23 protein-coding genes are annotated in these 23,137 nt (G+C 71.9%); 15 read left to right on the plus strand and 8 right to left on the minus strand.

Features of this window, described 5'->3' with window-relative positions; translation table 11 throughout:
* The first annotated feature begins 75 nt into the window (after nucleotides 1-75).
* From O7601_RS18830 to O7601_RS18845, 4 genes are all read left to right on the plus strand, one after another.
* Nucleotides 76-864 (plus strand): DUF5995 family protein, encoded by a 789-nt coding sequence (locus tag O7601_RS18830; protein WP_093402648.1) that lies wholly within the window; start codon nucleotides 76-78, stop codon nucleotides 862-864.
* Between the two features lie 335 nt (nucleotides 865-1,199).
* A complete protein-coding gene (locus O7601_RS18835; protein ID WP_281562419.1) occupies nucleotides 1,200-1,595 on the plus strand; it encodes a hypothetical protein in 396 nt (131 codons plus the stop codon).
* Between the two features lie 55 nt (nucleotides 1,596-1,650).
* Nucleotides 1,651-3,741, plus strand: a complete 2,091-nt coding sequence (locus tag O7601_RS18840) for an amino acid transporter (RefSeq protein WP_281562420.1) — start codon at nucleotides 1,651-1,653, stop codon at nucleotides 3,739-3,741.
* A 189-nt stretch (nucleotides 3,742-3,930) separates the two neighbouring features.
* Nucleotides 3,931-5,502 carry a hypothetical protein gene (locus tag O7601_RS18845; protein WP_281562421.1) on the plus strand — a complete coding sequence of 524 codons (1,572 nt, stop codon included), beginning with the start codon at nucleotides 3,931-3,933 and terminating at the stop codon, nucleotides 5,500-5,502.
* Between the two features lie 84 nt (nucleotides 5,503-5,586).
* Here O7601_RS18845 and O7601_RS18850 read toward each other — a convergent pair whose 3' ends face one another.
* The 6 genes from O7601_RS18850 to O7601_RS18875 form a co-directional block, all read right to left on the minus strand.
* Nucleotides 5,587-5,793: a hypothetical protein gene (locus tag O7601_RS18850; RefSeq protein WP_281562422.1), complete on the minus strand. Its 207-nt coding sequence runs from the start codon at nucleotides 5,791-5,793 to the stop codon at nucleotides 5,587-5,589.
* An 87-nt stretch (nucleotides 5,794-5,880) separates the two neighbouring features.
* Nucleotides 5,881-7,086, minus strand: coding sequence for a low temperature requirement protein A (locus tag O7601_RS18855; protein ID WP_281562423.1), 1,206 nt, complete (start codon nucleotides 7,084-7,086; stop codon nucleotides 5,881-5,883).
* Between the two features lie 177 nt (nucleotides 7,087-7,263).
* Nucleotides 7,264-8,028, minus strand: coding sequence for a helix-hairpin-helix domain-containing protein (locus O7601_RS18860; protein ID WP_281562424.1), 765 nt, complete (start codon nucleotides 8,026-8,028; stop codon nucleotides 7,264-7,266).
* A gap of 220 nt (nucleotides 8,029-8,248) precedes the next feature.
* Nucleotides 8,249-9,598, minus strand: coding sequence for an NAD(P)/FAD-dependent oxidoreductase (locus O7601_RS18865; RefSeq protein ID WP_281562425.1), 1,350 nt, complete (start codon nucleotides 9,596-9,598; stop codon nucleotides 8,249-8,251).
* 12 nt (nucleotides 9,599-9,610) lie between these two features.
* Nucleotides 9,611-9,958: a TcmI family type II polyketide cyclase gene (locus tag O7601_RS18870; RefSeq protein WP_281562426.1), complete on the minus strand. Its 348-nt coding sequence runs from the start codon at nucleotides 9,956-9,958 to the stop codon at nucleotides 9,611-9,613.
* Between the two features lie 91 nt (nucleotides 9,959-10,049).
* Nucleotides 10,050-10,892, minus strand: coding sequence for a BTAD domain-containing putative transcriptional regulator (locus O7601_RS18875; RefSeq protein WP_281562427.1), 843 nt, complete (start codon nucleotides 10,890-10,892; stop codon nucleotides 10,050-10,052).
* Between the two features lie 399 nt (nucleotides 10,893-11,291).
* Here O7601_RS18875 and O7601_RS18880 point away from each other — a divergent pair, with 399 nt between their 5' ends.
* From O7601_RS18880 to O7601_RS18920, 9 genes are read left to right on the plus strand one after another with little or no spacing between them, the layout of a single operon-like run.
* Nucleotides 11,292-11,618 (plus strand): TcmI family type II polyketide cyclase, encoded by a 327-nt coding sequence (locus tag O7601_RS18880; RefSeq protein WP_281562428.1) that lies wholly within the window; start codon nucleotides 11,292-11,294, stop codon nucleotides 11,616-11,618.
* Nucleotides 11,615-13,309: an acetyl-CoA carboxylase carboxyltransferase subunit alpha gene (locus O7601_RS18885; RefSeq protein ID WP_281562429.1), complete on the plus strand. Its 1,695-nt coding sequence runs from the start codon at nucleotides 11,615-11,617 to the stop codon at nucleotides 13,307-13,309. The genes O7601_RS18880 and O7601_RS18885 overlap by 4 nt, the downstream gene beginning before the upstream one ends.
* On the plus strand, nucleotides 13,306-13,863 hold the full coding sequence (gene accB / locus O7601_RS18890) for an acetyl-CoA carboxylase biotin carboxyl carrier protein (protein WP_281562430.1): 558 nt from the start codon (nucleotides 13,306-13,308) through the stop codon (nucleotides 13,861-13,863). The genes O7601_RS18885 and accB overlap by 4 nt, the downstream gene beginning before the upstream one ends.
* A gap of 13 nt (nucleotides 13,864-13,876) precedes the next feature.
* Nucleotides 13,877-15,256, plus strand: coding sequence for an acetyl-CoA carboxylase biotin carboxylase subunit (locus tag O7601_RS18895; RefSeq protein ID WP_281562431.1), 1,380 nt, complete (start codon nucleotides 13,877-13,879; stop codon nucleotides 15,254-15,256).
* Nucleotides 15,253-16,026 (plus strand): SRPBCC family protein, encoded by a 774-nt coding sequence (locus O7601_RS18900; protein ID WP_281562432.1) that lies wholly within the window; start codon nucleotides 15,253-15,255, stop codon nucleotides 16,024-16,026. Before O7601_RS18895 ends, O7601_RS18900 begins: the two co-directional genes overlap by 4 nt.
* Nucleotides 16,019-16,417 carry a cupin domain-containing protein gene (locus O7601_RS18905; RefSeq protein WP_093402661.1) on the plus strand — a complete coding sequence of 133 codons (399 nt, stop codon included), beginning with the start codon at nucleotides 16,019-16,021 and terminating at the stop codon, nucleotides 16,415-16,417. The genes O7601_RS18900 and O7601_RS18905 overlap by 8 nt, the downstream gene beginning before the upstream one ends.
* Nucleotides 16,414-17,688 carry a beta-ketoacyl-[acyl-carrier-protein] synthase family protein gene (locus tag O7601_RS18910; protein ID WP_281562433.1) on the plus strand — a complete coding sequence of 425 codons (1,275 nt, stop codon included), beginning with the start codon at nucleotides 16,414-16,416 and terminating at the stop codon, nucleotides 17,686-17,688. The genes O7601_RS18905 and O7601_RS18910 overlap by 4 nt, the downstream gene beginning before the upstream one ends.
* 37 nt (nucleotides 17,689-17,725) lie before the next feature.
* Complete coding sequence (locus O7601_RS18915; protein ID WP_281562434.1) at nucleotides 17,726-18,973, plus strand: beta-ketoacyl synthase N-terminal-like domain-containing protein; 1,248 nt, start codon at nucleotides 17,726-17,728, stop codon at nucleotides 18,971-18,973.
* Nucleotides 18,973-19,296, plus strand: coding sequence for an antibiotic biosynthesis monooxygenase family protein (locus O7601_RS18920; protein WP_210935969.1), 324 nt, complete (start codon nucleotides 18,973-18,975; stop codon nucleotides 19,294-19,296). The genes O7601_RS18915 and O7601_RS18920 overlap by 1 nt, the downstream gene beginning before the upstream one ends.
* A gap of 379 nt (nucleotides 19,297-19,675) precedes the next feature.
* On the opposite strand, the gene O7601_RS18925 is transcribed toward O7601_RS18920, so the two are convergent.
* Nucleotides 19,676-20,605: a sialidase family protein gene (locus tag O7601_RS18925; RefSeq protein WP_281562435.1), complete on the minus strand. Its 930-nt coding sequence runs from the start codon at nucleotides 20,603-20,605 to the stop codon at nucleotides 19,676-19,678.
* Between O7601_RS18925 and O7601_RS18930 the strand changes: the two genes are divergently transcribed.
* The gene (locus O7601_RS18930) at nucleotides 20,606-20,932 is read left to right on the plus strand and encodes a hypothetical protein (protein WP_281562436.1); all 327 of its coding nucleotides are present in this window, start codon (nucleotides 20,606-20,608) and stop codon (nucleotides 20,930-20,932) included.
* Between the two features lie 917 nt (nucleotides 20,933-21,849).
* A complete protein-coding gene (locus tag O7601_RS18935; protein WP_281562437.1) occupies nucleotides 21,850-22,080 on the plus strand; it encodes a hypothetical protein in 231 nt (76 codons plus the stop codon).
* Between the two features lie 589 nt (nucleotides 22,081-22,669).
* Here O7601_RS18935 and O7601_RS18940 read toward each other — a convergent pair.
* Nucleotides 22,670-23,080, minus strand: coding sequence for an MmcQ/YjbR family DNA-binding protein (locus O7601_RS18940; RefSeq protein WP_281562438.1), 411 nt, complete (start codon nucleotides 23,078-23,080; stop codon nucleotides 22,670-22,672).
* Nucleotides 23,081-23,137 lie beyond the last annotated feature (57 nt).

Raw genomic sequence — 23,137 nt, forward strand, 5'->3', positions numbered from 1 at the left:
CGCGGCGGACGCCTGAAAGGCTGAGCCCGGCGTCGCAACGGGCACGACGACGCCGGCGAGCAGCCTGGAGGGGACATGAGCGAGCGCGGTGGGTGTGGTGAGCCGGCGTGGGGGCCGGTGCACCGGGACATCGTCGACCTGCTGGCCGATCATCCGACCGACGTGCCCGCCGTCGTCGACCATCTGACCAAGCTGCAGGACATGCTGGTCCGGTTGCCTCCGCTGCTGGACAGCTGCCCGCTGGCGGACTTCAACAAGCTGTACCTCACCATCACCTCCAGCGTCCTGGACGGGCTGTACGCCGATCGGTTCGTCGACCCGGTCTTCCTGTCCCGGCTGGACGTCGAGTTCGCGGCCCGCTATTTCGACGCGTTGCGGATGTGGAGCGACGCCAGCCCGAGCACGCCCCGGGCCTGGGCGTGTCTGTTCGAGCGGATGCGCGGTCCGGACGCCCGGCCGTTGCCCTCGGCGGCGGCCGGCGTCAACGCGCACATCAACTTCGACCTGCCGTTCGCGCTCGTCACCACCTTCGACCACCTGGAGTCCGAACCGGTCGACGGCAGCGACCAGCACCGTGACTATCTGGAGATCAACAAGATCTTCGCCGACAAGATCCCCGGCCTGCGCCGGGGGTACCTCGAGCAGTGGCAACTGCTCATCGACATGCTCAACGGCGAGATCGACGACTGGTATCAGGGCGAGCTGATCCACTACACGCGCGATGTCGCCTGGCGCAACGCGCAGCGGATCTGGCGGTGCCGGCACGACCCGCACCAGCACGAGCGCGAGCGCAGGCGGCTCGACGACACGGCCGCCGCGCTCGGTCGGTTGCTGCTGTCGCCCCTCGGGGCGTTCCTGCAGTAACCGGGACGGGGGGTCCCCGCGCCTCGTCCGGCTGAGGGGCGCGGGGGCATCCGGCCCGAGATCCGGACGAGCGACGTCCGGAGGTGGTCACGGGGGGACCAGGGGGGAGCACGGGGGGACCACGGGGGAAGCACGGGGGGACCACGGGAACGCGGGGGACCACGGGGGGAAACAGGGGCCGGCCGGCCCGGGGGGTGTCGGCCGGCCCCTGCGGGGTACGCCGCGACAATGACCGCTGTGTCCCGGCACCGTCCTGCCGCCCGGCCGCGACCGCGCCCCGCCGCCCCACCCCGCCCAGCGCGGCCGGGAGACCGCGTCGGCCGCGGAGCCCGGGGATGACGGTCGAGGTTTTCCAGTTCCGCTTCGAGTCGCGGTTCCGCTGGCTGCTGGCGCTGATCGGTGTCCGGCCCGGCACCGCCTGGGTGCGGGTGGACTCCGCCCAACTGCTGGTCCGGTTCGGCCCCTGGCAGCTGCGTACCGGGCGGGAGAACGTCGCCGGTGTGGAGATCGGCGGCCCGTACCGCTGGTGGCGGGTGGTCGGCCCGCACCTGTCCGGCACCGACACCGGCGTCACGTTCGGCACCACCACGACCGCCGGGCTCTGCGTCCGATTCGTGCGACCGGTGCCCGCCCTGCTGCCCGGCCGGTGGCCCCGGCATCCCGGGATGACGGTCACCGTGACCGACCCCGCCGACCTGGCCCGGGCGCTCACCGCTCCGGACGGCGGCTGACCGGTAGCGGACCGAACCACCACCCACGGTCTGTTCGACAACGGTGAGGCGGGACATGGGGGACCAGACGAGAGCGCGACGGGGCCGGGAACGCCGTCGTCCGGCGGCCGGTGCACCAGAACCGGGGTTGCGTGCCGCGCGGGATCCGACACGCAAGGGGGAGCGGGCGGGGCGGCGGGTCACCGTGCCCGAACGGGTGGCCGTCCCGACCGGCCCGGCGAGATCGGAGAGCCGGCTGCGTCGGTGGCTGTTCGTCCACCAGGTGCAGCCGGTCGGGCCGGAGACCGCCGAGGGACAGGCCCGATCGCACGCCTGGTGGCGGGTGATGTGCCTGACCGGCGTCGACTACTTCTCCACCCTGTCCTACCTTCCCGGCATCGCCGCCCTGGCCGCCGGTGCGCTGTCGCCCGTGGCGACCCTGCTGATCGTGGCACTGACCCTGTTCGGAATGCTGCCGATGTACCGCCGGGTGGCCGGGGACAGCCCGCATGGCCAGGGGTCGGTGGCGATGCTGGAACGCCTGCTGCCGTTCTGGCGCGGCAAGATTTTCGTGCTGGTGCTGCTCGGTTTCGTCGCCACCTCGTGGATCGTCACGATCACGCTCTCCTCGGCCGACGCCACCGTGCACGTGCTGCAGAACCCGTACCTGCCGGAGTGGTTCGGCGGCACCGGCGTCGCCGTCGGGGTGACCGTGGGCCTGCTGCTGATTCTCGGCGCGGTGTTCCTGCTCGGCTTTCGGGAAGCCGTGGCGGTGGCCGTCCCGCTGGTGGCCGCCTTCCTCGGCCTGAACGCGGTGATCGTGGGGGTGTCGCTCGTCGAACTGGCCGGCGATCCCCGTCCGCTGGGGGACTGGACGGCGGCGCTGACCTCGGGCGGTGGTCCGGGCCAGGTGGCGCTGACCGCGGCGCTGGCGTTTCCGCTGCTGGTGTTGGGCCTGTCCGGGTTCGAGACCGGGGTCAGCATGATGCCGCTGGTGGCGGGAAAGGGGCCCGACGCGCCGGCCCGCCTGGCCGCCCGGATCCGCAACACCCGGCGGCTGCTCACCACCGCCGCGGCCATCATGTCGGTCTACCTGCTATCGACCACCTTCGTCACCGCGGTGCTCATCCCGTCCGAGGCGTTCGCGCCGGGCGGGGCCGCCAACGGGCGGGCGCTGGCCTATCTCGCCCACGAGCAGGTGGGCGAGGCGTTCGGAACGGCCTACGACGTGAGCAGCGTGCTTATCCTCTGGTTCGCCGGTGCGTCGGCGATGGCCGGGCTGATCAACATCGTGCCGCGCTACCTGCCCTCCTACGGCATGGCGCCGGAGTGGGCGCGCGCGGTGCGCCCGGTGGTGATCGTCTACACGCTGGTCTGCATCGTGCTGACCATCGTGTTCCGCGCCGACGTCGACGCGCAGGCAGGGGCGTACGCCACCGGGATCCTGGCGATGATGGTGTCGGCGGCCGTGGCGGTGGCCATCGCCGCCGCCGGCCGCCGGCAACGCGGCGTCGCCGCCGGCTTCACGGTGCTCACCCTGGTGCTGCTGTACGCGCTGGTCGAGAACGTGATCGAGAAGCCGGACGGGATCGCCATCTCCGGACTGTTCATCCTCGGCATCATCGCCGTCTCGCTGGTGTCCCGGGTGTCCCGCACCACCGAACTGCGGGCGGAGCGGGTCGAGTTCGACGAGACGGCGCGGCGGTTCATCGCCGACTCGGTGGCCCATGACGGGCGGCTGCACGTGATCGCCCACAAGCGGCGCAGCGGGGCGATCAAGGAGTACACCATCAAGGAGCGCGCGCAGCGTGGCCTGAACCCGGTGCCGGGGGCGACCGACGTGCTCTTCCTGGAGATCGACGTGGTGGATCCGTCCGGGTTCCGTCACGTGCTGCGGGTGTGCGGCGTCGAGGTGGGGGGCTACCGGGTGCTGCGGGCCAGCAGCCCGGCGGCACCGAACGCCATCGCGGCGATCCTACTGGCGCTGCGGGACGCCACCGGCGTACGCCCGCACGCACACTTCGAGTGGTCGGAGGGGAACCCGATCGCTCACCTGCTGCGCTACCTCATTCTCGGGCGGGGGGACACCCCGCCGGTGGTACGCGAGATTCTGCGCAAGTCCGAGCCGGATCCCGCCCGCCGTCCCGGCATCCACGTCGGGGGTTGAGCGACGCCACCGATGTCCTCGGTGCCGGCTCCGGGCACATGTGAAGCCGAATGGCTTACTCATTCACTTATGCCTGATTTGCGTCATGTGTCGCCGTACGGTGGCCTCTGGTGGCTGAGGCGATGTCAGTCACCCCGCGCCCGATTCGGTGCGGCCGTGTTTGCGCATGCACGAGAGGCAGGAGCGCTGATGTCCACGTACCAAGGGAGCCGTGGGTCCACCCGACCCGGTCGGCGGTCCCGGTGGTTGCTGGCCGGTGGCCTGGTGGCGGGCAGCCTGGTGGCCGGAGCGGCGGGCCTGACCGCCGTCACCGCCTCGGCCGCCGACCGTGACCCGGCGGCACCGAAACCGGGCCAGCCCGCCGCGATGTTTCAGGATGACGTACCCGGAGCCGACGAGACGCCGCAACGCCGGGGGCAGGACCGGCAACGGCCGGAGTGGCGACACGACGCGGACGCTACCCAGCCCGACCGGGGCGGTGCGACCGGCCGGTCGAGCGGTCACCACGGACGCGCACCGGACGGCACGGTGGTGCCCGTGCCCTGCGATTCCGCCCGGCTCATCGCGGCGCTGGTGCGGGCGAACGCCGAGGGCGGTGCCACCCTGCGACTGGCGGAGAAGTGCACCTACACGTTGACCCATGCGTTCCAGCAGCCCGACGAATACGACGGCGGCATCCGCGACGCGCGGGAGGCCGCGGACGCCGCCGAGAACCCCGGTGACGCCGAGGCGCCACCGCGCAACCCCGCCGACGACAAAGCCGGCCTGCCGGTGATCTACCATGGGATCACCATCGAGGGCTCCGGCGCGACCATCGCCCGTGGGGTGAACACCCCCGACTTCCGCTTCTTCACCGTCCGCGACGGCGGCGAACTGACCCTCCGGGACGTCACCCTGCGCAACGGCCGCTCGGCGGCGGAGGGTGGCAGCATCCACGTCGTGCACGGTGCCACGGCGGTCGTCGAAGGGGTCACCGTCGTCGGCAGCACCTCGCTGTCGGCGGAGGGCGGTGGCGGTGGCATCTTCAACGACGGCAACCTCCAGATCAGCGACAGCAAACTGATCGGCAACCGGGCCGCCGGCACCCAGGGCAAGGGCGGGGGCCTGCTCAACGGCGGCGTCATGACCATGCACCGCACCGAGTTCCGGCACAACAGCGCGGTCAGCTACGGCGGTGGCCTGGCCAACTTCCGGGCCGCGGGTGACGTCTACTCCTCCACCTTCGTGCAGAACAACGCCGGTCAGGGCGGCGGCCTGGCCAGCTTCTCCGCCCGTACCAAGGTCTTCGACACGCTGGTGGCGCAGAACAGCGCCGAGATCGGCGGTGGCCTGGCCAACTCCGACGCGGTGCTGGTGCTGCGGCAGCTGACGGTCCACGGCAACGTCGCCACCGTCAAGGGCGGCGGCATCTCCACCTTCCAGGGCCTGCTGCCACTGGACGACAGCGTGGTCAGCGAGAACACCACGCGCGGCAATGGCGGTGGCATCCACACCGAGAGGTCGAACCTGCTCGTGCGGGGCAGCGACGTCAAGGAAAACGCCGCGGTCGGCAAGCGGTCGCAGGGAGCGGGGCTGTTCGTGACGGCGGGCTCGACCTCGCTCTACCGCAGCCACGTGACCGGCAACCAGTCCACGGTGAAGGCGGGCGGGATTCAGGCCGAGCGGGCCCAGGTCAAGATCGATGACGACAGCGTCGTCATCGAGAACAATCCGACCAACTGCGCGGGCAGCAAGGTGCCGGTGGCGCACTGCTTCCGCTGAGCCGGACGTACGGCCGGGTATCCGCGCCGACGACCAAGGCCCGTGTCCGAAGCCGGCACGGGCCTTGGTCGTGCGTCACCGGGCTCACTGAGAGGGCTGGGGCAGTTCGCAGTCGATCTTCGGGTTGGCGCCGACGTAGTTCAACGGCCCGGCGGCGATGGTCACCAGGATCGTGCCGACCTCGGCGCAGTTGGCTTCCTCGTCGCTGTAGTAGCCGCGCTGGCCGGCGGCGATGGCGCCGATGACGAGCCAGATCACCACGAGGACTCCGAATATCGACGTGCCACGCATGGCTTCCTCCACAGATTCGGGGGTTGAGTTGCAAGGTTTGGGCCTTGTACCCAGACGCGCCGAGTGGCTAACGGAGGCCGGCGTGACCTACGGCGGCATGGGTGCCTCAGGCGGACGGTTGCGGGTGTGGCGGAGGTCGGCCAGCGCTACCCCGGCGAGCACCAGTAGCGCGGCCAGCGCGGCACTGAGCGCCGGCAGGAACAGCACCGCGGGCACCGCGGCCAGCAGCGCCACCACGCCGCCGAGCCGGGACCACGACACCCGGTTGAACACCTCGCGTTCGAAGAGGGCCCGGCCGACCAGGAACAGCGCCGGGCCGCCGAGCATGATCGATGCCCATTCGGGCGGGGTACGCGCGGGCAGGGTGTAGGTGTGCAGCACCAGCTCGAAACCGGCCGCCGTGGCGACGACCCCGGCGACCATCAACAGGTGGGTGTACGGGGAGGTGTTCAGGAAGCGGATCGGCCTCCTCGTGGCCTTGATGGCGACGGGCAGCAGCTCCCCGGCCTTGTGCACGTAGATCCGCCAGAGCAGCAGGGTGGTGGCGAAGGCCAGCAGCAGCGCCATGGCGTCCTCGAACTCCGAGTGGTTCGTGGTGTAGGCGATGCCGATGACGAGGATCGCGTCGCCCAGGGCGATGGTGTAGAACTGCTGATACCGCTCGGCCAGGTGCTCGGCGGTCAATTTGAACAGCGCAGCGGGGACGCTGCCCAGCCCGGGTACCGGGTAGGACAGCCGCAGCCCGAGGTAGTCGATGCCGAGGGCGAGCAGCCACAGCACCATTCGCGCATCCTCGGAGACGAACGCGCCGCCGATCCACGGCACCGCCGACAGCGTGAACCAGCAGAAGATCCTGGCCGCCCGTCGTTGGACCTGCGGGTCGTTGCGAACCGCTGGAATGATGAACAACCCGCGTCCGAGGTGGATGGCGACGTACGCACCGGCGAAGGTGAGCCCCCGATCGCCGAACGCCTTGGGGATCGCGCTGGCCATCAGCAGCACCCCGAACATCACGGCGAGCACCAGGGCCTTGATCTCGGTGCGCTCCGGGTCGTACAGGTCGGTGACCAGGCTGGTGATCGTCCAGGTCCACCACACCGCGCCCAGCAGGATCAGCGCCTGGCCGGCCTGGTGCCAGTTGATCTCCTCGGCCAGCCCGCGCGAGATGAGCGCCAGCGCGACGACGTAGACCAGGTCGAAGAACAGTTCCAGGAGGGTGACCCGGCGGGTCGTGGTGGAGCTGCGGGTGGGAGGTCGCCGTGGGTTGTCGGGCTGTTGCTGGGCGAACGGCACGGATGACTCCCGGCAGCCGGCGACAGTGCGGCGTGCCGGCTCGGCCGGCGTACCGACCGTAACGGCGGTTCCGGTCGGAGCGTGACCTGGTCGAGGTCGGTCACCGGAATGGCGTACGACGCGGCCGCCGGTCGCGGGGCCCGCGAGGGCGGCTCCGTGACCGGCGGCCGGGGGTCGTCAGGACTCGCTGTCGGCCTGGGCGGCCAGCACCTTCGCCTGCTGAGGCCAGGTGGCCAGGCTGGCGGTGGCGCGCAGCCCGGCGTTCTTGACGGTCTCCCGCAGCGCGGTCTCGTCCAGCTCGGCCAACTGCCGGTAGGTCCGGATGCCCGCGCCGTGCAGCGCCGCCGCCATCTTCGGCCCGACCCCCTGGATGCGCCGGAAGTCGTCGGTCTGGGCGGCTACCGGTTCCGCCGCGACCGGATCGACCGCCCCGGTCGGCTCGGTCACCACCGGATGGGCCACCACGGCCGGTTCGGTCGCGATCGGGTCGGCGGCGACGGCCGGTTCGGTCGCGATCGGGTCGGCGGCGACGGCCGGTTCGGTGGCGACCGGATCGGCTGCGCCGGACGCCGCTGCGGATTCGGTGGTGTCCTTGGGCCGGACCGGCGGGGTGGCGACCGTCGGTCGCGGTTGCGCGGTCGCGTCCGCCGTCGGTCCCTCGTCGACAGACGTCGGATCGACGTCGCCCGTGAGCGGTTCGCTGGCCCGTGGCACCTCGGCGGGGGCATCGGTCGCCGGCACCTCGGTGCTGCCGCCGATCGGCTCAGCGACGGTCGGGGTGGGCTCGGCCTCGGTTGGCTCGGGCCGCGCCGAATTAGTGGTTTCGGTGCCCGCCGCAGCGGGTGGTTCCGCCCGCCGACCGCGCAGCAGTACCCAGCCCACCGCCAGCCCCGCCAGCAGCGCCACGAGCAGTATCAGCCAGCTCCCGAAGGACTCGCCCACGGTAACCCTCCCTGAGGTTCACGTCCGGATCGTCGCGAGAAAAACTCGCCGCAGCTTCGCACACGCGCGGCCGGGACGACAGGCAGGTCAGGTAACAGTCCGTACCGGACCGGCGGAGGCTACGGCAGGTGTCCGGTACGGGACGGACGGTACGGTGGTCGCCGGGTGCGGACATATCGTGACCCCGGCACCGGGTCGGGTGCCGGGGTCACGATGAGAATCAGTCCTGCTCACCTCGGTAGGTGTAGAAGTCGTCGATGAACTTGCGCCGTAACCGGGGAACCCGGCTGGTGACCCGGAAGTAGCCACGGGCACCGAGCAGCGCGAGCCGTCCGAACACCGGCTGGTACATGCGATCGTCACCGTTGGTGCCGCTGCGCCCCAGCGAGTCGGCGACCCGGGCGAAGCCGTACGGCACCATCGCCGCCTCGTAGTCGGCCACCGCCTGCACCAGGTTCTTGTCGCCAGCGGCGGCGAGGATCAGCTGCCGCCGCAGCAGGTTCGCGTCGCGCAGTGCGGTGTTGGCCCCCACGCCGCGCCCCGGCGTCATGGTGTGGATCGCGTCACCGAGCAGGGTGACGGTGCTGCTCTTCCAGGGCGGCACCGGTTCCGAGGTGGACACCCGGATCGGCAGGGCGCTCTCCGGGTCCGCCAGGCTGAGCAGCTCTCGCAGGTGAGGGTGCCAGTTGGCGGTCAGCTCCAGGGCCACCTCGATCAGCTCTCTGCCCCGGCGACGCAGCACGTCGGACGGGAAGCGGCGGGCCGTGCTCCACACCACCAGGTTGATGTTGTCGCGGGTCGGGTCGTGTCGCAGCCCGGGCCAGTCGGTGAGCAGTTTCGCGTCCGCCGAGCTGGTCTCCGGTTTCAGGCGGCCGTCGCGGTCCCACTTGAACTCCATCACGTGCAGTACGCCCATCACCCCGCCGGTGCCGAAGATCAGCGAGATGCCCCGCTGCACGCTCTCCGGCAGTAGGGACCGGGTGTGCGCGGTGAGTGGTACCCGGGTGGCGATGTTGACCGTGCCGGCGTCCCGGATGACCGCGTGCGGCAGGTACTGGCGGCGGACCGCCGAGTGCGTGCCGTCCGCCGCCACGAGCAGGTCGCCGGTGGCGGTGCCACCGTCGGCGAAGTGGGCGGTGACCGTGCCGTCGTCGTGCTGCTCGTACCGGGTGAAGGTGCGGTCGAAGTGCACCACGTCCGCCAATCCGGTCAGCAGCACCTGGCGCAGCGTCATCCGGGCCACGGACCGTTCCGTGTCGACCGGATGGGTGTCCGGTCGCAGCGGAAATGACGCGGTGTGGCGCAGCTTCTCGCTGAGCACGTTGAAGTAGCGGGGCGAGCGGGCGCAGGTGGCCAGGTAGATCTCGAACAGCTCCGGCGGTAGGCAGTCACGCAGGGCCCGACTGCCGGTGGGACCGATGCCCACCCGATAGCCGAGCAGTCCCTCGCCCCTGGCCCGGTGTCGTTCGTAGACCGCCACGCCGATTCCGGCCCGGCGCAGCCCGTGGGCCAGGCAGAGGCCGCCGGTGCCAGCGCCGATGACCAGGACGTGCGGTGCTCGGGTCGTCATGCTTCCGCCCGGTCAGCCGGCCACACGCGGTGCCGGAACGTCCGCGGCGTCCCAGCGGTAGAAGCAGTTGGCGATCGCGTCGCGGGGCGAGCGCCAGGTGGGCAGGTACGGCGAGGTGTGTGCGGACAACCGCTCGTTGACCTGCTGGTACAACGGATGGTTGCGGGCCGCCGCGAGGGCGTCCGCGCCGACGTCGTCGGTCTCCATGAGGTGTACGCACAGGTCGTGCAGGCAGTACAGGGACCGGTGGCGGACCCCGGTCAGGCTGGGCAGTTCGGTCTCGTCGGACTCGGCGAAGATCTGCGCCACGCGACCCTCCGCGCCCGGGATGACTCTGCTGACGATCACTAGACGGCTCATCGGATCCCTCTCACCGGTGGTTCGGCCCGGATGGACACCGGGTGCCGGGCCGCTGTCGTCCCACCCTGTCGCCCGCGCAGTCACCTGCCCGTCAACGTCCGGGATCGGTGCGGTGACGCATCGTCAACGGGCCTGGGGCGGCGTTGCGGGTGACCAGGTGCCGGCGGGGTCCGCTGTTCGGCCGGCTGGCGCGCCGGATGGGGTCGAGGGTCTCCGCGAGCAGCGCGCTCATCGCCGGCGACGGCTCCAGGCGCAGTTCCCGCAGCAGCAGGTCCCGGTAGACGTAGTAGGCGTGCACCGCCTCGAAGGCATTGCCCTCGGCGAGGTGAATGCGCACGACCAGCCGGTGCGGCGTCTCGCGCAACGGCTCGGCGGCCATCGCCTCCAGCGCCGCCTCCAGCGCCTCGCCGTGCCGCCCGGCAGCCAGGTGCTGGCCGGCGACCTGTTCCAGCATGTGCAGTCGGAGCTGGCGCAGCCGTTCCCGGTCGGCCAGCACCCAGTCGTCGTACCAGCCGGGCAGCAGGTCGTGCCGGCCGGCGGCGAGGGCCTCCGGGGCGTCGCCCGGTGGGTGGCCGTCGCGTACCCGGCCGGCCGTGTCGACGAGCAGGTCGACATCGACCCGGACCAGCGGGTCGAGGCGGACGGTGTCGGCGGCGGTGCTCAGCGGGCAGTACGGATCCTGACGCAGTCGCCACATTGCGGTCCGCAGTGACGACAGCGCCCGTTCCTCGGTGGCTTCCGGCCAGAGCAGACCGGCGAGGTGGGTGCGGGTGGCCCCGGGTCGCAGCCCGATCAGCGCGATGATCCGTTGCAGGCCGCGGGGCACCACCACCGGGCTGTCGCCGTGGGTCAGGCGGAAGCCGCCGAGCAGATGCAGCCGGATGTCGGCGTCGTGGGGCTGGCCGGTGGTGGGCGTGGGCGAAACGGCGGCCACGGCGGCACCCCCTGCGGAACGCGTCGGTTGCGGGTCTCGGTCGGGTCCCGGCGTGGCCGCCGTGACGCCACTGTCGACTCGTCGGGCCGTCGCACGGGTGGTGCGGTGCCGGGTACGACCGTCGTGAAGATTATCAATCGCAATTACTCTGAGTCAACGATGTTGTCGGCAACGCAACTCAACGGCTTGTGTGAAACCGCCTCTGAACTGGTCAATCGCGCCGATCATGGCAGCCGTCGCCGCTCAGCTGAACCACAGCTTACGTCAACTCAGCGTCACCGGTTGCCATTCATCTCGGGGGTTTCTGTGACGCCTGGGTGACGCGGTGCTGCGCATCGTGGCGGCAGCCGTCCGGGCACACCCGGTGGTGTCCCACAGCCTCACCGGGGGAGGACCAGCATGGACCGAACGCTGATCGTCGCGAAGGTGGTCCCGACCGCCGAGTCGGCGGTCGCCGAGATCTTCGCCGGGTCCGACACGACCGAACTGCCCCGCCTGGTGGGGGTCCGGCATCGCTCGCTGTACCGCCTGCACGACCTGTACGTGCATCTCATCGAAACCGAGTCGGCCGGCGACGGTGCCGTGGAGGCCGTGCGGGAGCACCCGGAGTTCGTCCGGGTCAGCAGCCGGTTGAGCTCCTACATCTCGCCGTACCGGCCGGACTGGCGCTCGCCCCGGGACGCCATGGCACGCTGCTTCTACCGTTTCGACGGGCGTCGGCCGTGACCGCCACCGCGCCCTCGGGCGAGTCCCTGTGGTCCCGGTGCGGCGGCTGTGCCGCCCTGCTCTACCGCAAGCGGCTGCGCCGCAATCTGGACGTCTGCCCCGAGTGCGGGCTGCACGCCCGACTCGCCGCACCCGAGCGGGTCAGCCAACTGGTCGACCCGGGATCGTTCCGGCCGCTGCCGGACCGGCCGGCCGAGGTGGACCCGATCGGCTTCGTCGACGTCCTGCCGTACCCGCACCGGCTCGCCGCCGCCCGCGCCGATACCGGCCTGCCGGAGGCGGTGCTCTGCGGCACCGCCACGATCGGCGGGTCGCGCTGTGCGCTCGCGGTGATGGACTTCCGATTTCTCGGCGGCAGCCTCGGCTGTGCCGTCGGCGAGCTGATCACCCGTACCGCCGAGCAGGCGTTGGAGTTGGCCGTGCCACTGGTCCTGGTCACCGCCTCCGGCGGCGCCCGGATGCAGGAGGGCGCGCTGTCGCTGATGCAGATGGCCACGGTCAGCCAGGCGATGGCCGCGCTGCGCGAGGTCGGGCTGCCCACCATCAGCGTGCTGACCGATCCCACCTACGGCGGAGTGGCGGCCTCCTTCGCCACCAGCGCCGACCTGGTACTCGCCGAGAGCGGCGCCCGGATGGGCTTCGCCGGCCCCCGGGTGATCCGCCAGGTGACCGGACGCAAGCTCCCGGAGGGCTTCCAGACCGCCGAGTTCCTGCTGCGACACGGCCAGGTCGACATGGTGGTGCCCCGGCACGCGCTGCGTGCCCGACTGGCCACCCTGCTCGCCGCCACCGGCCGCCGGGCCACGAACCGGCCCGGCGCAACCGCCCCGCCACCCGAGGTGGCCCGCCCGCTCCCGACGTCTCGGACGCCGGTTTGCGACGCCTGGGAGACGGTACGCCTGGCCCGGCACCCCGGCCGCCCCACCACCCTTGACTACCTGGAGACCACCTTCGACGGCTTCACCGAGCTGCACGGCGACCGGCTCGGCGGCGACTGCCCGGCGGTGGTCGGTGGGTTGGCGCGGCTCGACGGCCGGCACCTGATGGTGATCGGCCACCAGAAGGGACACACCACTGCCGAACTGGCCGCCCGCAACTTCGGCATGGCCACCCCGGCGGGCCATCGCAAGGCGTTGCGGCTGATGCGGCTGGCGGCCCGACTCGGACTACCCGTGGTGACCCTGGTCGACACTCCGGGGGCCGATCCGGGCGTCGAGGCGGAGGAGCACGGTCAGGCGGCGGCGATCGCGGAGAACATCCTGACCCTCAGCGCGCTGCCCACACCGGTGGTGACCCTGGTGACCGGCGAGGGGGGCAGCGGCGGCGCCCTCGCCCTGGCGGTGGCCGACCGGGTCCTGATGCTTCAGCACGCGGTCTACTCGGTGATCAGCCCGGAGGGTTGCGCCGCGATCCTCTGGCCCGGTCGTACCGCCGCTCCGCAGGCGGCCCGGGCCCTGCGGTTGACCGCGCCGGATCTGTGCCGGCTCGGGATCGTCGACGAGGTCGTTCCCGAGCCGGACGGCTCCGCCGCCGACGACCCCGAGGCGACGGCGCGAACCGTCCGGCAGGCGCTGCTGGCGAACCTGCTGCCGCTGCTGGAGGTCCCGGCGGTGACTCTCGTCCAACGACGCCGACGGCGCTTCCGGCGCTTCGGCGCCGACCGTGCCGGTACCCGGGCGGGTGCCCGATGAGCGCGGTGCCCACGGCCGCCGCCGCCCCGGAACCCGCCCGGCTTCCGACGGCCGACGCCGCCCTGGCCGAACTGCGCCGACACGCCCAGCAGGTCATCGTCGAACTGGCCGACCCGGTGCGCCGGCTGCGGCTGCGCCTCGGCGACGCCGAGCTGGAGGTGGAGTGGGATCGGCCGGTCGGCTCGGGAGTACCGGCCGGCCCCACCGATTCCGGCATGGCCGCACCCGCGGTCCGCCCTCGTACGGCACCAGCGCCTCCGCTCACGACGGCGGTCGAACCGTCCGCGGCCCCGTCGGCGGCGATCCCCGCGACCCGCATGAGCGTCCACTCGCCGATGGTCGGCACCTTCTACCGGTCGCCGCAGCCGGGTGCGGCCCCCTTCGTGGCCGTCGGCGACCTGGTCCGGCCCGGGCAGGTCGTCGGCATCGTCGAGGCGATGAAGCTGATGAACGAGATCGTCGCGGATCGGCCCGGCCGGGTCGCCGAGGTCCTGGTGGCCGACGGACAGCCGGTGGAGTACGACCAGCCACTGGTCGCCCTGGATCCGGCGTGAGGGTGGTGCGTCGATGTTCTCCAAGGTGCTGATCGCCAACCGGGGCGAGATCGCGTTACGCATCCTGCGCGCATGCAAGGAGCTGGGCATCCGTACCGCCGTGGTCTACTCCACCGCGGACGCCGACTCGGCGGCCGTGCGGCTGGCCGACGAGGCGGTCCGGATCGGCCCCTCGGCCAGCCGGCGCAGCTACCTCAACGCCGCGGCGGTGGTGGAGGCCGCCCGCAAGGTCGGTGCCCAGGCGGTACACCCGGGATACGGTTTTCTCTCCGAGGACGCCGACTTCGCGGAGATCTGCGCGGACAACGGGCTGACCTTCGTCGGCCCGCCGCCACACGTGATGTCCGTGCTGGCCGACAAGTCCTCCGCCCGGGCGCTGATGAGCCGGGCCGGGCTACCGCTGGCGCCGGGTGCCGTGCAGCCGGTGCCGACGGCCGCCGAGGCCGCGGCCATCGCCGCCGAGGTGGGTTATCCGGTCATCATCAAGGCCGCCGCCGGGGGAGGGGGCCGCGGGATGGCCGTGGTCCGCACCCCGGCGGACCTGCCCCGGGCGTACGCGCGTACCCGGGCCGCCGCCCAGGCCGCCTTCGGCGACGACCGGGTGTACGTCGAGCGCTACCTGACCGATGCCCGGCACGTCGAGGTCCAGCTGCTCTGCGACTCGCACGGCAACGGCGTGCACCTGGGCACCCGGGACTGCTCGGTGCAGCGCCGCCATCAGAAGCTGGTCGAGGAGGCGCCCGCTCCGGCGCTGTCCCCGGCGACGCTGGACGCCATCGCCAGCACCGCCCTGCGCGGCGCGCTCGACGTCGGGTTCACCGGCGCCGGGACGGTGGAGTTCCTGGTCGACACCGAGGAGCGGTTCCACTTTCTGGAGATCAACTGTCGCATCCAGGTGGAGCACCCGGTGACCGAGATGATCACCGGGATCGATCTGGTGCACGAGCAGTTCCACGTCGCGGCCGGCAGCCCCTTGCGGTGGCGTCAGGAGGATGTCCGGTTCACCGGGGTGGGCATCGAGTGCCGGGTCAACGTGGAGGATCCGGACCGGGACTTCGCGCCCACGCCCGGGCGGCTGGACCGGTTCGTGCCACCCGGCGGCCCGTTCACCCGGGTCGACACCCACGGCCACCCCGGTTACCTGGTGGGTCCGCACTACGACTCGCTGCTGGCGAAGGTCGCGGTCTGGGCCCCGGACCGGGACCTGGCGTTGAACCGGCTGGATCGGGCGCTCGGCGAGTTCGAGATCTCCGGACCGGGGATGCGGACCACCATCCCGTTCGTCCGGCGGGTGCTCGACGACGCCGAGTTCCGCAAGGGGCGTCACTCCACCGGGCTGGTGGACCGCCTGATCGCCGCACCGACATCCGCACACCCGAGGAGGAAACGATGACCGTCACCGACGGCGGTTCGCTGACCACCGAGATAACCGACATCCTGGTGACCAACTGCGGACTCGACCCGGATGCCGCCGCCCGCGCGCCGGCCGCCTCCCTGGAGGAGCTGGGCATGGACTCGCTCGCCCTGCTCGAACTCTCGGCCGTGGTCGCCGACCGGTGGCAGGTGAGCATCCCGGAGCAGGCCGCGCAGTTGAGCATTCCGGCCGTGGCCGACCTGGTCGCCCGGCGGGCCGACCCGCCCGGGCACACCGAGAACAGCATCGTCATCGCCGCGCCGCTGGAGCTGGTCTGGTCGGTGACGAACGACGTGGCCGGCTGGCCGGACCTGTTCACCGAGTACGCGCGGGCGGAGATCCTCGACCGGGACGGCGAGACGGTCCGGTTCCGGCTCACCATGCATCCCGACGAGAACGGCGTGGCCTGGAGCTGGGTCAGCGAACGCACCGCGGACCCGGCCACCCGCCAGGTGCAGGCCCGCCGGGTGGAGACCGGGCCGTTCGAGTACATGCGGATCCGCTGGACCTACACCGAGGAACCCGACGGTGTCCGGATGACCTGGGTGCAGGACTTCGCCATGAAGCCGACCGCGCCGGTGGACAACGCCGGCATGACCGAACGGATCAACACCAACAGCGCGGTGCAGCTGACCGTGATCAAGGAGCGCGTCGAGCGGCTCGCCCGGCACCGGACGACCACCCTGACGGGCACCGCGTCGGCGACCGGGTCGACCGCTCCGAGCGCGACAGGAGCCGACGATGAGTGACCTCGCCCTGGTGGCCGCCCGAGACGTGCCCGCCGATCGCCGTCGCGGTGGCGAGCTGCGCGTCCTGCTCGGTCCGCGTACCGTCGGCAGCACCTCGGGTTTCATGGGCGTGGCCACCATGGCGCCGGGGGAGCGGATCGCCGAGCACTACCACCCCTACAGCGAGGAGTTCCTCTACGTCGCCCGTGGCGCCATCACCGTCGACCTGGACGACGAGCCGGTGCCGCTGGCGGCCGGCGAGGCGTTGTTCGTGGCCCGCAACGTGCGGCACCGGCTGCGCAACACCGGCCACCTCCCCGCCGAGGTGGTCTTCCACCTCGGACCGCTGGCTCCGCGTCCGGAGCTCGGCCACGTCGACACCGAACTGGTCGAACAGCGGGACCGGTCGTGACCAGCCGGCGCACCGTGGTCACCGGCGTCGGGGTGGTGGCCCCCGGCGGGGTGACCCGGGACCGGTTCTGGAAGAGCATCACCGAGGGCCGTACGGCGACCCGGCGGATCAGCTTCTTCGACCCGTCGCCGTTCCGGTCGCAGATCGCCGCGGAGTGCGACTTCGACCCGGACGCCGCCGGGCTGACCCCCGCCCAGCGGCAGCGCGCCGACCGGTACGTGCAGTTTGCGCTGGCCTGTGCCGCCGAGGCGGTGGCCGACAGCGGGTTGGACCTCACCGATGCCGAACGCGACCGGACAGCTGTGGTGCTCGGCACCGCGGTCGGCGGCACCATGGCGCTGGAGCAGGAGTACGTGACGGTCAGCGACAGCGGCCGACGCTGGTTGGTCGACGCGGCGCTCGGTGGCCCGTACCTCTACCCGGCGCTGATGCCCAGCAGCCTGGCCGCCGACGTGGCCTGCCGCCACGGCCTGCACGGTCCGGCGCAGGTGATCTCCACTGGCTGCACCTCCGGCATCGACGCCATCGGGTACGCCCACCAACTCGTGGTCGACGGCGAGGCCGACATCGTGCTCGCCGGGGCCGCCGACTCGCCCATCTCCCCGGTGACCGTCGCCTCGTTCGACGCGATCAAGGCCACCAGCCCGGACAACGACGACCCGGCGCACGCCTCCCGTCCCTTCGACGCCGACCGGCACGGCTTCGTGCTGGCCGAGGGGGCGGCGGTGCTGGTGCTGGAGGAGGCCGGGCACGCCGCGCGGCGCGGCGCGCACGTCTACTGCGAGGTGGCCGGCTACGCCAGCCGGAGCAACGGCTTCCACATGACTGGGCTGCGCCCGGACGGCCTGGAGATGGGGCTGGCCATCACCGACGCGCTGCGGCAGGCCCGACTGATGCCCGAGGACGTCTCCTACATCAGCGCCCACGGCTCCGGCACCCGGCAGAACGACCGGCACGAGACGGCGGCGTTCAAACGGTCGCTCGGCGCGGCGGCCTACCGGGTACCGATCAGCTCGATCAAATCGATGGTCGGGCACTCACTGGGTGCCATCGGCGCCATCGAGATGGCCGCCTGCGCGCTGGCCATCGAGTTCGGGGTGGTGCCGCCCACCGCCAACTGGGCCACCCGGGACCCGGAATGCGACCTGGACTACGTGCCCAACGAGGCCCGGGAGGTGCCGGTGGACGTGGCGCTGTCGGTGGGCAGCGGCTTCGGCGGTTTCCAGTCGGCCATGCTGTTCCGCCGGTTGGCCCGGGACGTGACGCCGTGAGCACCCGTCGGGTCGAGACGGTCGTCGAGGTGACGGCGTGACCGGCGGGCGGGCCGTGATCACCGGCGTCGGGGTGGTCGCGCCCAGCGGCGTCGGCGCGGACGCGCACTGGCGCACGGTCCTGACCGGCCGCCGCCGTACCGGGCCGATCTCCCTCTTCGACGCCTCCGGGTACCCGACCCGCCTCGGCGGTGAGGTGGCGGACTTCGACCCGGCCCGGTACGCCGACAACCGCGCTCTGGTGCAGACCGACAGGTGGACGCACCTCGGGTTCGCCGCCACCGCGCTGGCGCTGGCCGACGCCGGCCTGCCGGAGCGGGCCGCCGACCCCTACGGCTGGGCGGTGACCCTGGCCAGCGCCTCCGGCGGCAACCTGTTCGGCCAGCGGGAGTTGCAACGCCTCTGGTCGTCACCGTCGCGCACGGTCGGCGCCTACCAGTCGATCGCCTGGTTCTACGCGGCCAGCGTCGGACAGCTCTCCATCCGGCATCAGGCGAAGGGGCCGTGCGGGGTGCTGGTGGCGGAGTCGGCCGGTGGCCTGGACAGCCTGGCGCACGCGGTGCGCACCGTGCGGCGCGGCGCCTCGGTGGTGCTCGCCGGGGCGACCGAGTGCCCGCTGAGCCCGTACGCGCTGGCCTGTCAGCTACGGTCCGGTCTGCTCAGCGAGGTGGCCGATCCGGAACACGCCTACCGGCCGTTCGACGCCACCGCCAGCGGCTACCTGCCCGCTGAGGGCGGCGCGGTGTTCGTGGTGGAGGCGTTGGACCACGCCCAGGCGAGGGGCGCGCGCAGCTACGGCGAGGTGACCGGTTGGGGCGCCACCCACGACGCGGCGCACACCACCTCGGACAGTGCCGGTGACCCGCACCAGTACGCCCGCGCGATGCGGCTGGCCCTGGGTCGGGCCGGTGTCGAGGCGGACGAGGTGGACGTGGTGGTCCCCGACGCGCTCGGGGTGCCCCGCTACGACCGGGCCGAGGCGAGCGCCCTGCGTGCCGTCTTCGGCGCCCGCACGCCGCCGGTCAGTACCCACAAGGAGCTGACCGGGCGGGCGCACCAGGGCGGGTCGGCGCTGGACGTGGCCACCGCACTGCTCGCCTTCGCGCACGACACACTGCCCGCCTCGGCCGGTCCGGAGGTGGTCGCCGAGGGCTGCGAGCTGGATTTCCTGCGGGCCCCCCGCCGCCCGCGTACCCGGTTGGCGCTGGTCTGCGCCCGGGGTTTCGACGGATTCAACAGTGCGCTGGTGTTGCGAGGTGCGCCACCGGCCGGAGAGGAGGGGTGATGACGCGAGCACGGGTGGTGTTCCTGGTCCGGGTGCCCGACGAGCGCACCGAGGACTTCCTGCGGGCCTACGAGGCGGTCCGGCACCTGGTCGCCGACGGCGTGCCGGGCCACCTGGTCGACCAGGTGTGCCGTTCGTCGACCGACCCGGAGCAGTGGTTGATCACCAGCGAGTGGACCAGCCTGGCCGACTTCGAGGCGTGGGAGCGCAGCCCGGAGCATCGCGAACTGGTCCGGCCGATGCGGGAGTGCTTCACCGACGCCCGGTCCCTGCGTTTCCACATCCACGCGCAGACCCCGGTGCCGGCCGGAACGCCGGGATGAGCAAAGGCGCACGCTCGGTGTCGGATTACTCACTGAAGGTCGACACACGGAATCGATCATCCTCGCCGGGTGGCCTGGCGACAATCCGGCCAGTTGCCCTTTCCCACATCCATTTGCATGAAGCAATGTTCACGGTGCCTGCCGTAGGGTTCCGGCAGTGCTCCGAGCAGGCGACCTGCGGCCGGTCCGCGCCGCGGCGACGTCGATGGTGAGGTGGGGATGTCATGACCGGACCGCTGTTCTCGCCGAGTGAGGCCGATCCGCGACCCCTCGCCGACCCGCCGACCCGCACCGATCAGCCGACCCGCAACGCTGAGCACCCCGTCGCCGAGCTGCCGATCCGCGCCGCACCACGGCTGCGAACGTGGCCGCCGGACCCTCAGCGCGACCCCAGGTCGACCTCGGCCAGATAGACGCAGCTGCGCCCCTCGTGTGACGAGTAGTAGCTGACGTACAGCCGCTCGTCGTGCCAGGCCAGGCCGGGATAGCTGGAGTCGCCGCCGGAGGGCAGCGTCACCAACTCCCGCAGCCGGCCCCGCGCCACGTCGACGGCGCAGATGGCGGTCCGCACCGCACCGTCGTGCAGGCGTACGCCGGCCACGAGGGTGCCGTCGGGCAGCCGGCACAGCGCCGGCCCGCCCACGCGTACCCCGAGGTCCGTCCAGGTCCACTCCCGATAGGGCGGACGGGCGCGGCCCAGCTGGGCGGTTGCCGTGCCGCCGTCGCGCCGCAGCAGGCAGGTGGCGGTGCCGTCGGGGTCGAAGACCAGCCCGGATTCGTTCGGGTACCCGCCGGAGAACAACGTCCGTACCACCGGTCGCAGGTCGAAGCCGTCCTCGCTGCGGTAGAGCCGGACGAACCGCGGTTCCCGGGTGGCGTAGCCGATGCCGTACATCGCGTCGCCGCACCAGGCGGCCTGCCAGACCCAGACGTCCGGTTCGCCGACCGGCCGTGGCTCGTCCCACCGCTGACCGTCGTCGCTGACCGCGGTGACGGTCCGGAACCGCTTCGGCGTGCCGGTCGCGGCGGCGGCGAGCAGCTGCAACCGTCCGTCGGGGCGCGGCACGAAGCGTGGGTCGCGCAGGTCGACCCCGGCCTGGGCGAGGACGGCGGCGGTCTGCCAGGACTGACCGTCCGAGGAGGTCAGCACCCGCAGGACGCCGTCGTCGGACAGGTGCGACCGGCCCTGGCGGAACGCGCAGAACCAGTTTCCCGCGTACCGGACCAGGTCGGTGAAGGCGCTGTGCGGGGCGGTGTCACCGATACGGCGTAACGCGCGCACCTCGGTGGTCGCCGGACGGATGATCACGTGCGTCGACGGTACGCGGCACGGGCGACGCCGGTGTGGCGATGGGACGAACAGCGGACGAACGCGACGGCCCGGCGGTGGTCTATCGCCGCCAACGTCGGCATCACCGCTGGTGCCTTCGTGGGCGGGCTCGCGCTGCCGAGCCACGGCGTGCACAGCACCGTTGCCCTGGTGCTGGCGCTCGGCGAGCGGCGTCTCGCCCACCCCGCCCGCACCGGGGCCGCGCCACCGGAACCGCCCCCACCGCCACACCGGCTCTGTTGCCCCGCGCTGCGCTGGCCCGCAACTTCGCTGATACTGCTGCCTCGACGACGCCTGGCGATTTAACTCGTGGGTCGGGGTGGTGCAGGTGGCGTCTGGTTCGTTCGGTGTGTTGGCGTGACGTGGAGCGGCCACCGCCTGATTATCGGGATCGACCAAGATCTTCGATGTGAGGCGGTGGCCGTGGCCGTCATTGTGGGTCATGCGGGCATGGGTGGGGAAGCGACGCGCGGTGACCATGACCGGTTGGTGGAGTTCCGTCAGGGTTGGTATCAGTGCCTGACGCGGTGGGCGGACACGTTGTTCGAGGTCACGGATGCGGTGTTGACCACGCCGGGTCCGGTGGCATCGCTGCCGTATCTGACGTTGGAGCCGGCGCTGCGCCGGGGGTGGGGCAGTGTGTACGCGTCCTTGTCGAAGGGGCGGGTGGATGTCACCGCGGTGCGTGACCTGCTGATCGGCGTTCTGCCGGGGTGGTGGCCGGTGTTCGCGGTGGACGTGACGGCGTGGCCGCGCCCGGAGGCGGGGTGTTCGCCGCGGCGGGGGATGTGTCGAGTGCCTGATCCGGGTGGCGATCGGCGGGGGCGGATGGTGCCGGGTTGGGCCTACCAGTGGGTCTGTCAGGTGTCCGCGACGCCGGATTCCTGGACCGCGCCGGTCGATGTCGTGCGGGTGGACCCTGAGGACAACGCCACCGAGGTGGCCTGCAACCAGATGAGCGGCCTGGTGCGGGGCTTGGCCCGTCACCGGCCGGGTGTGGTGCCGGTGTTCTGCCTGGACGCCGGTTACTGCCCGATCACCGCGACAGCTCGGGTGGCGTCCGACCCCCACGCTCCCGCCCGGATCATCGGTCGGATCCGCCGGAACCGGTCTTCTACGCCGACCCGCCCGCCAAGACCCCCGGCAGCCCCGGCCGACCCAAACAGCATGGCGATCGATTCGCCTGCGCTGACCCCACGACCTGGCCGGAGCCCACCCACGAGGTGCACACCGTCGATGACACCTACGGCCCGATCCACGTCCAAGCGTGGACCGGCCTGCACCCCAAGCCGGGTCCCCGACGGCGGTGGGCGGCGAAGAACACCAAGGGCCTGGCCGCCCCGATCATCCGCGGCACCGTCGTTCGGGTCAGCCTGACCCGAACGGTCGAGGCCGGCACCCACAAACCCTGTGGCTGTGGACCGCCGGCCCCGACCCGATCAACCTTGACCTGATCTGGCGGGCCTACCTACGCCGGTTCGCCATCGAACACACCAACCGGTTCATCAAACAGCACCTCGCCTGGACCACCCCAGCGGTGCGTCACCCCAGCCAAGCAGACCTGTGGACCTGGATCGTCGCGGCGGCACACACCCAACTCCGCCTCGCTCGAACCCTGATCGCCGACCAACGCCTGCCCTGGGAACGACCCCTGACCACCACCACCCTGACCCCGTTCCGGGTCCGACGAGGTTTCCGCAGCCTGCACCCACACCTACCCACACCAGCCAAGCCACCGAAACCCTCCCGACCAGGACCAGGACGACCAAGAGGCAGCCGCAACCAGCAACCAACCCCACGCCACAAAACGATCATCAAGCGACGCAAACGCACGAAGCGTTAAATCGCCAGCGACGCCGGATGCAGCAGTATCCCTGGAACTGCCGATGAGTCCGGGCGGCGGGGCCATCTTCGTGATCAGGGTCGGGCTGCGGACCGCCCCGGCACCCGTGGTGGTGGGCAACCGAGGTGGAAATGCGCTCTCGGCCGGCGCGTGACGGCCTGGGTCTTGTTCGCGGGTGCCGGAATACGCGGGAGTTGCCGTCACCCGCCCGCTGCGGGCGGTGCCGTCTGCGCCTGGTGCGCCGCGGCCAGGCGTTTCGGCGCTCGGGCGTACCAGGCTTCGACGATCAGCTCGGTCAGCTCGGTGACGTCGATCCGGTCCAGCCGGACCAGCACCGACGGGTAGCCGTCGAAGTGCGGCGTGGTGAAGAAGAGGCCGGGGTCGTTGTCGAGCAGCGCCTCCTTGACACCGAGGTCCGCCACCCGGACCCCGAGGATGGGACCGTCCGGTGCGGCCGGACCGAGGTCGTGGAGTTCCTTGCCGCGGAGCGGGCGCTCCCAGACGAACGGCTTGTCCTTCACCCGCCAGGCGGCCACGCCGTCATAGGAGGGCCGCTCGCTGGTCTCCGGCAGGCCCAGCGCGATCCGGCGTACGTCGTCCCAACTGGCCACCTCCCGACGGTACGCCAGGTGGCGCACCCGGTGTGCCCCGCCGAGCGCGTTCGACTG

This window comes from Verrucosispora sp. WMMD573 (assembly GCF_027497175.1).
Taxonomy (GTDB): domain Bacteria; phylum Actinomycetota; class Actinomycetes; order Mycobacteriales; family Micromonosporaceae; genus Micromonospora.